Consider the following 13,495-nt stretch of genomic DNA (forward strand, 5'->3'; position numbering starts at 1 on the left):
TTGGGGTGGTGAAACCCCCTTCTGCCGCTTACCAAGTGTCGATGTAGGGATGCTTCTTGCCGGTCCGTTCCGGTATTGGGGGAAGGCGGCGTAGGCTGTTCGCGATCCACCGTCTCGTGTCGGCAGGGTCGATCACGTCGTCGAGGCCACCGCCGACGCCGGCGTTCACAGCCCTGGCGGTCTCGTAGGCCCCGGTGACACGCCGGTCGAACTCGGCGCGCCGCTCCTCCAGGTTGTCGATGGCGGCGAGCTCGTGGCGGTAGCCGAGCTTCACTGCGCCTTCGATGTTCATGCCTGCGAACTCCGCGGTCGGCCAAGCGATGGTGCAGAAACCGACGAGGGCACCCGCACCGCACATCGCCTGCACGCCGAGGCCGTAGGCCTTGCGCACGATCACGCTGAAGAGTGGCGTCGTCATGTTGGCGCCCGTGTTGAACATGCGCGTTGCATGGCGCACCAGCGCTGTGCGCTCGTGGTCGGGACCGACCATGATGCCCGGGCAGTCGATGAGGCTGACCACCGGGATGTCAAACGCGTCGCACAACTGCAGGAACCGCGCCCCCTTGTCCGCCCCGTCCGAGTCGATCGCGCCTGCGAGGTGGTGCGGGTTGTTGGCGATCACCCCGACAGGGCGCCCCTCGATCCGCGCGAAGCAGGTGATGATGCCGATGGCGAACTTCTCGCGGACTTCGAGCACGCTGTCCTTGTCGGCAAGGGTACGGACCACCTCGCGCATGTCGTAGAGCCGCGTGCGCTTCTCCGGGACGACGTGGCGCAGGCCGCGCTGATCGCTCGTCTCCCACGTCGGCAGCACGCCCTGAAAGTACGACAGGTACCGCTTCGCGGTGACGACGGCCTCCTCCTCGTCGTCCACGAGGATGTCGACGACACCGTTGGGCACCTGGAAGGACATCGGCCCGACCTCCTCGGGCGTGTAGACGCCGAGGCCGCCGCCCTCGATCATCGCTGGGCCGCCCATTGCGATGGTGGACGCCTTGGTGGCGATGATGACGTCGCAGCACGCGAGCAGCGCAGTGTTGCCGGCGAAGCAGCGCCCGTTGTTGACCCCCACGAGTGGGACAAGGCCGGAGAGCTTCGAGAAGCTGGTGAAGGTGCTGGTGTCGAAGGCGACGCGCGGGCCGGTGTCGTCGTCGCCCGGGCGGCCGCCGCCGCCTTCGGAGAAGAGGACCAGCGGTAGGCGGGACCGGTGCGCCAGCTCGAACATCCGGTCCTGCTTGTAGTGGTTGCGCCGCCCCTGCGTGCCGGCGAGCACCGTGTAGTCGTAGCCGACGACCATCGCCCGGGACCGCTCGTCGGGGAACACATCGCCGTTGATCGAGCACGTGCCGGCCACCACGCCGTCCGCCGGGGTGGTGCGCCGCAGCATCTCCATGTCGTGCTTCTGGTGACGGTGGGCGACCACCAGCGGCCAGTACTCGTTGAGCGAGCCCTCGTCGACGAGATGGGCGATGTTCTCGCGCAGTGTCCTGAAGCCCTTCGCATGTCGCTTGGCGACGGCCTCCTGCCGGTTCTCGTCGAGCACGAAGGCGTGGCGGTCGAGGACTTCCTGAAGGTCAGGGCGGATGTGATCGAGGTCGATCTCATCGGCGACGGCAGCGTCGCCGGACGCGGCAAGCTCGGCCTCCTCGAGAAGGACGATGGGCCAGCCTTCGCGCACGACGTCGCCGGCGTTCATGGTGACCTCGCGGACGATGCCTGAGCGGTCGGCGCGAATGACGTGCTCCATCTTCATGGCCTCGACGACGGCGACCTGCTGCCCCGCTACGAGCCCGTCACCCTCGGCGACGTCGATGGAAACGATGGTGCCTTGGATGGGCGAGGAAAGGCCGACGGTGCCCTCCGGCGCCTGCGCCTCAACCTCCGCAAGGGCCTTCACCTCGGCGTCGTGCCGGAAGAGGGCGAGCGGATCGCGGTTGTCGACGCGCGCACCCGCGAAGCCTTCCTCCGCCGCGCTGCTCTTCGGCTCGTTCGCGGCGGGCGCCAGGGTGGCGATCTCTTCATCGATCCATCGGGTGTGGATCTTCCCGTCCACGAAGTGCGGATGGTTTAGGATGCGGCGCAGGAAGCCGATGTTGGTCCGCACCCCCTCCAGCCGGAACTCGCCTAGCGCCCTGGCGGTGCGGGCGGCGGCGGCGGCGTGGTCGGCACGCGGGGTGTGCGCGATCACCTTGGCAAGAAGGCTGTCGTAGAGCGCACTGGTGCGGTAGCCAGCGTACCCGAAACCGTCGACACGGATGCCGGGTCCGCTCGGCGGCTCGTACGCGGTGATGGTCCCAGCGCTGGGCTGGACCGAGCCATCCGGCCCGATGGTCTCCATGTTGACGCGAGCCTGGATGGCGACGCCCTTGGGCTTGGCGACTTCGGGATCGCTGAGCCCGAGCGCCTCGAGCGAGGCGCCGTCCGCGATCTGCAGTTGCGTCGCCACGAGGTCGATGCCGGTCACCGCCTCGGTGACGGTATGTTCCACCTGCAGGCGCGCGTTCGCCTCGATGAAGACGAACGGCGCGTTGCCCGCGTGTGCGGCGTCGACCAGGAACTCGAACGTCCCAAGGTTCCGGTAGGACACGCTGGAGGCAAGGCGGACCGCCGCTCCAATGATCTCCTGCCGCAGCGCGTCGTCGAGGGCGGGAGCGGGAGCGACCTCGACAACCTTCTGGTAGCGACGCTGGGCGCTGCACTCGCGCTCGCCGAATTGGGCGACGGCGCCCTCGCCGTCACCGACGATCTGAACCTCGATGTGCCGCGCGCGGGGGATGAAAGCCTCCGCGTAAAGCGCCCCGGAGCCGAACGCGGTCTTCGCCTCGGAGGCGCAGCGCTCGAACGCCTCGGCGATGGCCTCCGGCGCGAAGACCGCCCTTGTGCCACGCCCGCCGCCACCCGCGAGGGCCTTGATCATCATGGCGCCACCCGGAGCCAGCGTGGCGAAGAACGCGCGCGCCTCGTCCGGCGTCACGATGCGATCGACGCCGGGGCTCACGGGCACGTCCGCCGCGGCGGCAGCGGCTCGCGCGCGGGCCTTGTCGCCGAAGAGGTCGATCTGTTCCGGCGTCGGGCCGACGAATGTGAGGCCGGCGTCCGCGCAGGCTCGCGCGAAGTCCGCCCGCTCGGAGAGGAAGCCGTAGCCGGGGTGGACGGCGTCGCACTCCGCCTGCTGCGCAGCAGCAATCACCGCAGCGATGTCGAGGTACCCGGCTGCCCCGATGCCTGGGAGGGTGACGGCCGCATCCGCACGGCGGACGTGGAGGCTCGCCGCGTCGTCCTCCGTGTGGATGGCGACGGTGCGAATCCCGAGGTCCCTAGCGGCCGCGGCGATGCGCACCGCGATCTCGCCACGGTTCGCGATCAGGAGAGCCCTCATCAAAGGAACGCTGTCAGCTCGTGCTTCTTGACCTTGCCGGTGGCGGTCATCGGCAGCGCGTCGACGATGCGGATCTCCGGCCGCTTGTAGACGGCCATCGCTTCGCGACACCAGGCGTCGAGCGCTTCAGCCGTGACCTCGTCCCGCTTCGCCGGGTCCACGACGACGAACGCCACCGGCACCTGACCGCGGTCAGCGTCCTCGCGGCCGATGACGCCAGAGCCTAGGATCACCGGATGGCGGCCGAGCAGGGCCTCGATCTCTGCCGGGAAGACGGACATTCCCTTCACCTTGAGCATCTCCTTGCGGCGGCCGAGAAAGTGGACGAGCCCCGACTCGTCAATGACGCCGATGTCGCCGGTGTGGAGCCAGCCGTCCCGGATCGCTTCCGTGGTCGCGTCGGGCTTGTTCCAGTAGGACTTGAGGTTGGACGGCGAGCGAATGCACAGCTCGCCCTCTTCGCCGAGACGCTGCAGCGCGCCGGTCTCGAAGTCGCAGATCTTGATGTCCGTGCCGGGGACGGGAAGACCCACGAAGATCGGCTGCAGCGTGAGGTCGTAGTCCTCGGCTTGGAAGCCGGTGGTGAACGTGTCGCAGGTGTGCGTCTCGGTCATCCCGTACGAGGCCTCGACCATCGTCGACCCGGTGAGCGTCCGCCAGCGGTTGCGGTACTCCAGGTTCAGCTTCTTCACGAACGATGACACGCGGGTCGTCTCGATGGAGGAGAGGTCGAACGCTTCGCTGCGGACGTGGTCCATGACCTCGACCGCGTTGTCCACGAGCATCACGACCCGGTTCGCCCTGTAGCGGTCCACCGCGGCCATGAAGCCCACCGCGTCCCAACGGGCGAGGAGGATGCAGGTGGCGCCGGAAAAGACCGGAAACAGGAGACCGAGGTCCTCACCCGCGATCCAGAACAGCGGGTGAAAGTTGATCAGGACGTCACCCGGACCCAGCGTCAGCCCAACGCCCACGGTGGTGGCGCAGGTGTAGATCATGTCCCGCTGGGTGTGGACGCAGCCCTTCGGCATGCCGGTGGTGCCGCCCGTGTAGTTCAGCGCCGCGACCGCATCGAGCTCGAGCTCCACCGGCGCAGGCTCGCCCACCTCGGAGAGGGCGGCGAGAAGGTCCGTTGCGTCCGAGGTGCGCGCGCTCGACTCGATGGCCGCGGGCACCGGGAAGGACGGCGCCTGCGGGACGAGCGCGGCGATGGCCGTGCCGTAGACAGCTCCGAGTGCGGTCTCGCCCTCGACGGCGCGCACCATCGGCATCAGCGCATGGTCGGCGATGATGATCGTCGCGCCGCTGTCGTTGAGCTCGTACGCCAGCTCATGCTCCTTGAACATCGGATTGACCGGCACGTGCACCGCGCCCGCGCGCAGGATGCCGAAGAAGATCGCCACGAACTGCGGGCAGTTGCCAAGGTAGACCGCCACGCGGTCGCCCGGCCCAGCCCCGTCGCGCTGCAACAACGCCGCCACGCGGTCGCTCATGTCGTCCAGTTCGGCAAAGGTGATCTCGCGGCCGTAGAAGATGTAGGCGGTCGCATCCGGCCTCTCGCGGGCCCAGCGCCGCAGGTAGCTGGTTATCGCAACCTCGCCGAACGGGTAGCGCGGCTCACGCGGCACGTTCGTCGGCCACACCTTCTGCTGCAGCGCGCGGACGTCCGCGACGTAGTCCGCCTCGGTGACGTGCCGGTCGATGGTCTCGATCATGCGTCTCACCCTATTGCGCGGGCGCTGCGCCGTGGCGCATCGGTCCGATGATGGCGTCGTCGTGTTCGCCCATCAGCGGGGCGACGGTGCGGATCGGGGGACGCACCCCGTCGAGCCGGTACGGCGCCGCGCCGAGGAGGTGCCGTCCCACATGGCGCCGCTCACGCCAGTGCCAGAAGTCGGCACCGGTGAGGCGCGGATCCTCCACAAGGCTGTGCGGCGGCACCACCGGAGCGGCGGCGACCCCGGCAGCCTGCAGCGTGGCAGCGGCGTCCTCCGCCATGCGCTCGCGCGTCCAGTCCGCGATGGCGCCCTCGATCTCGTCCTCCCGAGCGCGGCGGTCGGCGAGGTCGAGGCGTGCCCAGCCCGCCCGGTCAAGCGTGGCGCACAACGCGGCCCAGGCAGCATCGTTGGTGACTTCGACAACGACCCAGGTGTCCGCGGCCTTGGCAGCGAAGACGCCGGTGGGAGACGTGCGCGGACCGCGCGTCGGGTGCCGCGGGACGGGCGCCCCCGTCACCTGCTCGGCGAGGCAGGCGGAGGCGGCGATCTGGAACAGGACCTCCACCTGCGCGAGGTCGATGGACGCGCCCCGTACGGGTTGGGCCCAAAAGCAGGCAAGGACGGAGACTGCGGCGAACAGCCCTGCCGCGGCATCGCCGAATGCCACGTGCTGGAGGCAGGGCGGCCAATCCACTCCGCCGTTTACGAAGGCGAGGCCTGACGCCTGCTCCACCGTCGAGCCGTAGCCTCGGTCGCCCGCCCGTGGGCCGAAGGCGCCGAACGCGCCCATCTGGATGGTGACACAGCCGGGGGACAGCGCCTGCATGTCGTCCGGTCCGAGGCCGTGGCGGGCGAGCGTACCGGGGACGAAGTTGTCGACCACCACGTCCGCCTGGGCCACTAGTCCGCGCGCGATGGCGAGGTCTTCCGGGGCCGTGAGGTCGAGCAGCACGCCGCGCTTGTTGCGGTTCATGGCGATGAAGGCGGGACGCAGCTCCTGCGGAGGCGGGTCGGCGTCCGCGACATCGTTCCAGCCACGCCACCAATCGGGATGGGCATGCGACTCCACCTTGACGACGTCCGCCCCAAGGTCGGCGAGGTGGCGCGTCGCGAGCGGACCGGACCAGCCCATGGAGAAGTCCACGACCCGAAGCCCTGCCAGCGGCTGGTCGGGGGTGGGCGACAGCGTCCGCGGCCTGCTCGGCGCCCCCGGCGTGATGCGCCACGGGGCCCGCGGGGCCATCATGCCGTCGAGGGGCACGAACGACTTGCGGGCCTGCCAGTGTGGCTGCTCGGACGTCTCTCCGGGGTGGGGCGTCACGGTCAGGGGCACGCGCTTCGCCTGTCCGTCGGCCGCCCACGCCGCCGCCGATCGTGTGGCCAGTCGCGGCACCATCGCCGCGTCGATGTCGTCCGCCCGGTCGATGCGCTGCTCGGACGTGGCGTACGTGGGGTCTGCACCCATCTCCGGCAGGCCGACGAGGGTGCACAGCCCGCGCCACTGTGCCGGCGTCAGTGCGGTGGCGCCCAGCCACCCGTCCGCCGTGGGCCAGCAGGTGGCGGGATAGGTGGGAGGGTACCGGTTGACGCCCCGGCGGCGGGACGCGGGACCACCCTTCACGAACGCGACGGACGCCCCCTCGGTCCAGCACAGGGCCGCTTCGTGGACGCTGGCAGCAACGTCGGTCGCGCCGCTTCCGGCACGCCGGGCGAAAAGGCTCGCCAGCGCCGGTATGAGGAGCGTCGCGCCGGCGATGATCTGCGGCGCTTCCCCCTGCGGCAGCGCGGGCCTGTCGACCGGGCCGAACGGGTAGACGAGCCCGGCGAGCGCGTTGACGATGGCATCCGTCCCGCTCCACAGGGCGGCGGGGCCGGACGGGTCGAACCAGGTAAGCCGCGCGACGAGGGCACCGTTGGCGGTGTCCGCCGTTTCGGTGAGGACGAGATCGGGCGCGTCGGCCGTGCCGGTCCCCTTGCCGCGATCGAGCCACGCGGCGTACGCCTCGCCGGCCGTGTCGCCGTATCCGATGTCAGCGGGGCCGGGACCGTCCGGCCGAGTGACCGTGGCCCCGAGCTCAACCAGCATGTGGCCGGCGAAACGCACGCCGACGCCGTCGCCCCGCTCCTCGACGGCGAGCCCCGCGAGCGGGGTCACGACGCCACCGTCCCGAGCTCCGACGCTCGGGCGGGAGTGCGCCGGGTGAGGAGGTGGCACCGCGCCCAGGAGCTCGCGCCGGTGGCAGTCGGCTCCGGATCAACCGCGTCGCATGGCGCGAAGGCGTGCGGGCAGCGCGGGTGGAAGCGGCACCCGGGCGGCGGGTTCATGGCGCTGCCGATCTCCCCGAGGATGACGTCCGTCGCCGGCACATGGTCCGGGTCGGGCCGTGGCGCGGAGGCGAGAAGCGCCTGCGTGTACGGATGGCTCGGGGCGGCGAAGACCTCCGCCGTCGGCCCTTCCTCCACCAAGGTGCCGAGGTACATCACGCCTGTGGTGTGCGAGAAGTGCTCCACCAGCGCGAGGTCGTGAGCGATGATGAGGTAGGCGAGGCCGAACTCGTCTTGGATGTCCGACAACAGGTTCAGGATCTGCGCGCGGATCGAAACGTCGAGCGCGGAGGTCGGCTCGTCCAACACGAGGGCCTTGGGCTTCACGGCGAGCGCGCGGGCGATGGCGATGCGCTGGCGCTGCCCGCCGGAGAACTCGTGCGGGTAGAAGCGGCCCGCCCCGTCCGGCAAGCCGACGATGGCGAGCGCCTCGTCCACCCGGCGGTCGATCTCGCGCCGCCCGGGCCGCTCGTGGGCGAGGATCGGCTCGGCGATGATGGAGCGTACGCGCAGCCGCGGGTTCAGCGAGGCGTAGGGGTCCTGGAACACCGCCTGCACCTCACGACGGAACAACGAGAGCGCGGACCCCGAGAGGGCTGAGATGGTCTGGTCGCGGTAGATCACCTCGCCCGACGTGGGTCGCTCGAGGAGCAGCATGAGCTTGGCGACCGTGGTCTTCCCGCAGCCGGACTCGCCGACGAGCGCGAAGGTGCGCCCGGCTTCGACGGCGAAGCTCACGCCATCCACCGCCTTCACGACATCACGTTCGCCGAACAGGCTTCGGCCGACGGGGAAGTGCTTCTTCAGCGCGCGCGCCTCAAGCAGCACGGGCGGCGTCCTCGTTCAGCCAGCACGCTGCCCGGTGGCCCTTGCCGAGGTGAAAGTCCGGCGGGTAGGCGTCGCACTTGGGCATCGCGTGGGGGCAGCGCGGGGCGAAGCGGCAGCCGCGCGGCGGGTCGAGGAGGTCGGGCGGCTGGCCGCCAAGCGCGGTGAGGCGCTTGGCCTTCCGCCCGAGCTTCGGGATCGAGGCCAAGAGCGCCTGGGTGTAGGGGTGGGACGGCGCACGAAAGAGCGACCGTGACGGTCCGCTCTCCACGATGCGGCCGGCGTACATCACGGCGATGCGGTCGCAGATGGACGCCGCCACCCCCATGTCGTGCGTGATGAGGACGATGGCGACGCCCGTCTCCTCCTGGATCTTGCGATAGAGGTCGATCATCTTGACCTGGATCGTGACGTCGAGGTTCGACGTCGGCTCGTCCGCGATCATGACCTCCGGCTCGCACGCGATCGCCATCGCCGACACCACGCGCTGGCGCATGCCGCCGGAGAACTGGTGCGGGTAATCGTCGAGCCGCTTGTCCGCGGAGGGGATGCGCACGCGCGCCAGCACGTCAGCGGCCCGCGTTCGCGCCGCCCGCGCTCCATGGACGATCCGGTGGAAGACGAGCGGCGCACCCACCTGGTCGCCGACCGTGTAGACCGGGTTGAGCGAGGTCATCGGGTCCTGCGTCACCATCGAGACGCGGCTGCCGCGCCAATCGCGCGCCAGCTCGCGCTCGGTGAGCTGGGTTAGGTCGGTCCCTGCGACGACGACCTTGCCGGACGCGATCCGCCCGCCGGGCTTGGGCAGGAGGCGCAGGACCGACAGGCACGTCATCGACTTGCCGGAGCCCGACTCGCCGACGATGCCGAGCGTCTCACGCTTGTGGACGTGGAAGCTCACGTCGTCGACGGGCCGCAGCACGCCACGCTTGAGCGACAGCTCGGTGACGAGGTTCTCGACGTTCAGGGCCGGGGCGGGTGTGGTCATAGCTGCCGCCGCCGCGGGTCGAGCGCGTCGCGCAGCCAGTCGCCGAAGAGGTTCGAGGAGAGGCACGTCACCATGATGGCGACGCCGGGCATGGTGATCGCCCACCACGCATTGGTGATGTAGCCGCGCGCATCGGCCAGCATGAGTCCCCACGAGATCGCCGGCGCCTGCACGCCGAGGCCGAGGAAGGAGAGCGAGGCCTCGAAGATGATGACCTGCCCGACCTGCAGCGTCGCGAGCACCAGCAGGGTGTTGAGGATGTTGGGCGCGAGGTGGCGGTAGAAGATCGTGGGGGAGCGCACGCCGGCAACCTTGGCGAGTGCCACGTAGTCCCGCTCCTTCAAGGACAGCACCTCGGAGCGGACGATGCGCGCGTACCAGGCCCAGTACGTCACGACGATGACGATGATCACCGTGTCGAGGCCCGGCCGCAGGACGGCGGCGAGGATCAGCGCCAGGGCGAGCGCGGGGATCGACATCTGGATGTCGACGATCCGCATGATGATGCCGTCGGCCCAGCCGCCGAAGTAGCCCGCGATCATCCCCAGAACCGCGCCGATGCCACCGGCGAGCACGATGGCCCACAGTGCCACGACGAGCGACACCTGCGCGCCGGCGATGATCCGGCTCAGGATGTCCCGCCCGAGGTTGTCGGTCCCGAGCGGGTGGCTCCACGAGCCTCCTTCGACCCAGACCGGCGGATCGAACGCGGCGCGAAGGTTCAGCAGCGTCGGGTCGTGCGGCGCGATGGAGACGCCGAACACCGCGGCGACCACGAGGAGCGTGAGCATGGTTAGGGAGAACCAGGGCAGCGCCGTTGCGTGCCGGCGGCGGCGGATGCGCGGCAGGGGAAGGCGCGCGGCGGCGGCCGTAGGTGCCGGTTCAACGACCATGGCGGATCCTCGGGTCGATGACCCCGTAGCTGAGGTCCACGAGGAAGTTCACGGCAACGAACACCACGGCGGAGAACAAGACGCCCGCCTGCACCACGGGGAAGTCGCGCGAGAACAGCGCTTCCACCACCGTGCGGCCGAGGCCGGGCCACGCGAACACCACCTCGACGACGAACGAGCCGCCCAGCATCGCCGCGAAGTACACGCCGAGCATGGTGACGAGGGGGATAGCCGCGTTGCGCAGCGCATACTTCCAGACGAGCACGCGCTCGGGTACCCCGACGCTGCGGCCCATCCGAATGTAGTCTTGGTCAAGCACGTCAAGCATGGCGGAGCGCACGATGCGGGTCTGAGCGGCAACCGGATACCAGCCGAGCGCGATGGCGGGCATGATGACGTGGGCGGGCGTGCCCGACCCGTAGGCCGGCAGCCAGCCAAGGGTCATGGAGAACAGCAGGATCATCAGGAGACCGACCCAGAAGTTCGGCATGGCCTGGCCGAGCATCGCGAAGCCCTTGGCAAATGTATCCAACCAAGAGCCGCGGTAGACGGCGGAGAGGACGCCGACCGGCACGGCGATGCTGATCGAGAAGGCGAGGGCGACCGCGGCGAGGTACAGGGTCGCGGGCAGGCGGTCGAGGATGAGTTCCAGAGCGGGCATTTGCCAGCGATAGGACTGGCCGAAGTCCCCCTGCAGCGCGTTCCAGGCGAACACGAGGTATTGCTGCCAAAGGGGCAGGTCGAGGCGCAGGCTCTCGCGCACCTGCTGCACCACCTCCTCCGGCGCCTCGGGCGGCAGCATGAGGACGACCGGATCACCGCTGAGGCGGGTGATCACGAAGATGACGATGCTCGCGCCGACGATGCTCAGGACGCTCTGCAGCAGGCGACGCGCGATGTAGCTGCCCATGTGGGGCTCCTCACGGGGACGCCCGGTGCGATGGACGCGCCGGGCGCGTGCGCGGACCGAACGGAACAGCTACTCCTTGAGGCCGATCTCTTGGAAGTTTCGCCAGAAGCCGGGCCACGGCCACGGGGTGTAGTCGATCTTGTCCTCGCGCCAGGCGAAGGTGACGAGCGGCCGATAGGTGGAGATGCCGCCCAGCACGAGCTCGTGCTTCTTGCCGGCGATCTCCTTGAGCCGCTCCTCGCGCTCGGCGGGGTCCATGATCGTGTTCGTCTCCTCGATCATGGCGTCGAGGGACGGGTCGCTGTTGTGCGAGTAGCTCCCCCAGCCCTCGCCCTCAACGTAGGTATGGAGGTGGCCCGCCCAGGGCACGCCCGGGTCGCCCGGCACGCCGTGTCCCCACATCCAGCTGATCATCGCGCCGTCGAGCTGCGGCGTCTCCGGGTCGCGGCGGCCGACGTTGATCCACGCGCCGTACTCAAGGTTCTCCACCTGACAGCGGATGCCGACGGTGGCGAGGTAGGCGAACATCGCTTCGCCCATCTCCTTGATGTTCGGCTCACGGGGGGTCGTCAGGTTTATGCAGCGCACGTCGAGCCCGTCCGGGTACCCGGCCTCGGCGAGGAGCTGCGTCGCCTTCTCAGGGTCGTACTCGTAGGGCGTCAGGTCGGGGTCAAAGCCGGCCTCGCCCTCGCCGACCTGCGCGTAGCGCTCGCCCTGGCCGAACAGGACGCTCTCGACGATGGCATCCATGTCGATCCCGTGGGCGATCGCCCTGCGGACCCTGACGTCACGGAAGGGGGAGTCATCGGGGATCATGTCGAGGTCGAGGAACAGGTTGTTGCCGGACACGTGGGTCGATGTGGCAACGTTCTCCATCGCCTTCACGTCCTCAATCATCGCCGGTGGCACGGCATCGATCCAGTCCACCTCACCGGTCTGGAAGGCGGCGACACGGGTTAGATCCTCGGGGATGACCTTGATGACGAGGTTCTTGACCGTCGGGCGATGCTCCTTGTTCCAGTAGTCCTCGTAGGCCTCGAGCCGTAGCTCTTCCTTCACCGCACGGGAGACGAACCTCCACGGTCCGGTGCCAATGGGATTGCGCCCAAACTCCTCGGCGCCGACCTCCTCGAAGTACTCGCGAGGCATCGCCCAAAGCTGCAGCTGGTTGGCGATGTAGTTCGCGTCACCTTCGCTGAAGTGGATGCGGAAGTGAAGGTCATCGACGACTTCGAATTGCTCAACGTTGGCCTGGTAGTGCGACCAGCGGGAAACCGCCGGATCCTTCAGGCGCTGGTAGGCGAACTCGAAGTCTTCCGCCGTCAGGGGATCGCCGTTGTGGAAGGTCACGCCCGGCCGGATGCGCACGTCGATGATGGGATCGCCATTCTCATCCTCGACGATTTCCCAGCTCTCGGCGAGCCAGTTCTGCCGCGATCCATCCGGCATCACCTTGACGAGCTGCTCGAAGATCTGACCGATGAAGTAGGTGTCGACGCCGGCCGAGTAGAGCGCTGGGTCGAGGGTGGTGGCCTCAGCCGCAAAGGCGACGGTGATCGTCCCGTCCTTGATCGCGTCGTCCGCAGTCACCTGAGCATGCACCGGGCTCGTGGCGCATAGTGCGAGGATGGCTGTCAGCGTCGCGACGGATCTCTTGAACATCATGGCTTCCTTCCCCTCCGGCGACCGGCGTCGGCGATCGAGCGTCTGTTGCGACGTTCTTGTGCAGCTTTGTGGCTGAAAGGTTAGGCTATGGAGCGCCCCCCATGGTGTCAACTCGCCGCCCCCCTCGCCAAACCAGGCTGGTGCGCATGCGCTCGATCCCCGTCCTCGTCGGCGAACCGTCAGCGCAGCAGCACCCACTGAATGGTCCTGGAGCCTACGACCATCGGTGAACTTCCGACTTTGTCGAATGCGGCGCCGGGCGTACTGTCGGAGCATCAAGCGCTGCAGCCTAGAGCGCCAAGAACGAAACGGTGATCCCAGATGGGGCGCCTGGGAGGAGGGGCGTGAGACGCGCCAACGTCGTGTCCGGGATGGTGCTTGCCGCGCTGGGCGCTCTGGTGCTGCTCGTCGTCAACCCGTGGCAGATCGAGGAGGGGCCGGCGGGAATGATGTCGCCGCGCCTCGTGCCGAACCTGTCGATGGTCGTGGTGATGGTCCTGTCGATCCTGCTCGTCGTCCAGAACCTCCGGGCAGCCGACCGGCCGGAGGACGCGGGATCGCCGATCCCGCGCCGCGAGCTCGTGGCGTTCGCCAAGATCGCGGCGGTCTTCGGCCTCGCGATCGCGCTCTACATCCATGTGTCGCCGCTCGCGGCCGGGGGCGTCCTCATGGTCGGCGGCTTCTTGGCGCTCGGCGAGCGACGGCCGCTGGTCATCGTCCTGCTGACCGGCGGCCTGCTCGGCGCGGTCTGGCTGCTGTTCTATCGCCTGCTCGGCACGGCCATCGTGTGAG

The 13,495-nt window shown here is 69.1% G+C and carries 9 protein-coding genes; 1 reads left to right on the forward strand and 8 read right to left on the reverse strand.

What is annotated here, in order from left to right; translation table 11 throughout:
* Window positions 1-28: 28 nt before the first annotated feature.
* From ACOOE8_RS15375 to ACOOE8_RS15410, 8 genes are all read right to left on the reverse strand, one after another.
* Complete coding sequence (locus ACOOE8_RS15375; protein WP_420392306.1) at window positions 29-3,379, reverse strand: carboxyl transferase domain-containing protein; 3,351 nt, start codon at window positions 3,377-3,379, stop codon at window positions 29-31.
* The gene (locus ACOOE8_RS15380) at window positions 3,379-5,094 is read right to left on the reverse strand and encodes an AMP-binding protein (RefSeq protein ID WP_420392307.1); all 1,716 of its coding nucleotides are present in this window, start codon (window positions 5,092-5,094) and stop codon (window positions 3,379-3,381) included. The genes ACOOE8_RS15375 and ACOOE8_RS15380 overlap by 1 nt, the downstream gene beginning before the upstream one ends.
* Window positions 5,095-5,104: 10 nt before the next feature.
* Window positions 5,105-7,252: a CoA transferase gene (locus ACOOE8_RS15385; RefSeq protein WP_420392308.1), complete on the reverse strand. Its 2,148-nt coding sequence runs from the start codon at window positions 7,250-7,252 to the stop codon at window positions 5,105-5,107.
* Window positions 7,249-8,250, reverse strand: coding sequence for an ABC transporter ATP-binding protein (locus ACOOE8_RS15390; protein ID WP_420392309.1), 1,002 nt, complete (start codon window positions 8,248-8,250; stop codon window positions 7,249-7,251). The genes ACOOE8_RS15385 and ACOOE8_RS15390 overlap by 4 nt, the downstream gene beginning before the upstream one ends.
* On the reverse strand, window positions 8,240-9,235 hold the full coding sequence (locus tag ACOOE8_RS15395) for an ABC transporter ATP-binding protein (RefSeq protein ID WP_420392310.1): 996 nt from the start codon (window positions 9,233-9,235) through the stop codon (window positions 8,240-8,242). The genes ACOOE8_RS15390 and ACOOE8_RS15395 overlap by 11 nt, the downstream gene beginning before the upstream one ends.
* Window positions 9,232-10,128: an ABC transporter permease gene (locus ACOOE8_RS15400; RefSeq protein WP_420392311.1), complete on the reverse strand. Its 897-nt coding sequence runs from the start codon at window positions 10,126-10,128 to the stop codon at window positions 9,232-9,234. The genes ACOOE8_RS15395 and ACOOE8_RS15400 overlap by 4 nt, the downstream gene beginning before the upstream one ends.
* On the reverse strand, window positions 10,118-11,038 hold the full coding sequence (locus ACOOE8_RS15405) for an ABC transporter permease (protein WP_420392312.1): 921 nt from the start codon (window positions 11,036-11,038) through the stop codon (window positions 10,118-10,120). Before ACOOE8_RS15405 ends, ACOOE8_RS15400 begins: the two co-directional genes overlap by 11 nt.
* A 69-nt stretch (window positions 11,039-11,107) precedes the next feature.
* A complete protein-coding gene (locus tag ACOOE8_RS15410; protein WP_420392313.1) occupies window positions 11,108-12,703 on the reverse strand; it encodes an ABC transporter substrate-binding protein in 1,596 nt (531 codons plus the stop codon).
* 344 nt (window positions 12,704-13,047) lie between these two features.
* On the opposite strand from ACOOE8_RS15410, the gene ACOOE8_RS15415 reads away from it, so the two are divergent.
* On the forward strand, window positions 13,048-13,494 hold the full coding sequence (locus tag ACOOE8_RS15415) for a tripartite tricarboxylate transporter TctB family protein (protein ID WP_420392314.1): 447 nt from the start codon (window positions 13,048-13,050) through the stop codon (window positions 13,492-13,494).
* Window position 13,495 lies beyond the last annotated feature (1 nt).

Source organism: Acuticoccus sp. (assembly GCF_965213555.1).
GTDB lineage: Bacteria > Pseudomonadota > Alphaproteobacteria > Rhizobiales > Amorphaceae > Acuticoccus.

What these genes read in the sequence shown, in the direction of transcription:
- ACOOE8_RS15380 (WP_420392307.1), bottom strand. Translation starts at nt 5,094, where the DNA reads ATGATCGAGACCATCGACCGGCACGTCACCGAGGCGGACTACGTCGCG.
- ACOOE8_RS15400 (WP_420392311.1), bottom strand. Translation starts at nt 10,128, where the DNA reads ATGGTCGTTGAACCGGCACCTACGGCCGCCGCCGCGCGCCTTCCCCTG.
- ACOOE8_RS15405 (WP_420392312.1), bottom strand. Translation starts at nt 11,038, where the DNA reads ATGGGCAGCTACATCGCGCGTCGCCTGCTGCAGAGCGTCCTGAGCATC.
- ACOOE8_RS15410 (WP_420392313.1), bottom strand. Translation starts at nt 12,703, where the DNA reads ATGATGTTCAAGAGATCCGTCGCGACGCTGACAGCCATCCTCGCACTA.
- ACOOE8_RS15395 (WP_420392310.1), bottom strand. Translation starts at nt 9,235, where the DNA reads ATGACCACACCCGCCCCGGCCCTGAACGTCGAGAACCTCGTCACCGAG.
- ACOOE8_RS15375 (WP_420392306.1), bottom strand. Translation starts at nt 3,379, where the DNA reads ATGAGGGCTCTCCTGATCGCGAACCGTGGCGAGATCGCGGTGCGCATC.